This is a genomic window from Nonomuraea montanisoli, from assembly GCF_013363975.1.
Taxonomy (GTDB): domain Bacteria; phylum Actinomycetota; class Actinomycetes; order Streptosporangiales; family Streptosporangiaceae; genus Nonomuraea; species Nonomuraea montanisoli.
Map to the genome: position 1 here is coordinate 1 of NZ_JABWGN010000056.1, position 436 is coordinate 436.

General features: G+C 65.6%; 1 protein-coding gene. It reads left to right on the forward strand.

All coding sequences use genetic code 11. The features are described from left to right. Window positions 1–225: 225 nt before the first annotated feature. The coding region (locus tag HTZ77_RS44950) for a helix-turn-helix domain-containing protein (RefSeq protein WP_175588630.1) at window positions 226–436 on the forward strand (211 nt) is incomplete at its 3' end.

Here is a 436-nt window from a genome sequence, read left to right on the forward strand (position 1 = left end):
TAAGTGGGGCTCGATCAAGGACCATTCCTCGTCGGTGAGGTCTCCACGCGCCATGCCCGATGGCCTACCAGGACCGTCGGCCATACCGCAGGCAATCCCTCTGATCTCAACTCCGTACAGGCCCTAGGTGTATTGATCACGGGCGTTGTTAACAGTGGGGGTTGATCATAGGAGAGGCCTCCGGTGTGGTGTAGGTGTCGAATCTGCAGCACACGCGGAGGCCTCGTGTCCCACCGTAACGCCCGGCTGACCGTTCATGGTCGCCGTCTGCTCGTTCACCGCGTCCTGTCCGGCCGCCCGGTCGCGCACGTGGCCGCCGAGATGGGCATCTCCCGGCCCACGGCCTACAAGTGGGTACGTCGATGGCGCGACCATGGCGAAGCGGGCTTGCACGACCGCTCCAGCCGGCCCCATACGACCCCGCACCGCACCGCGG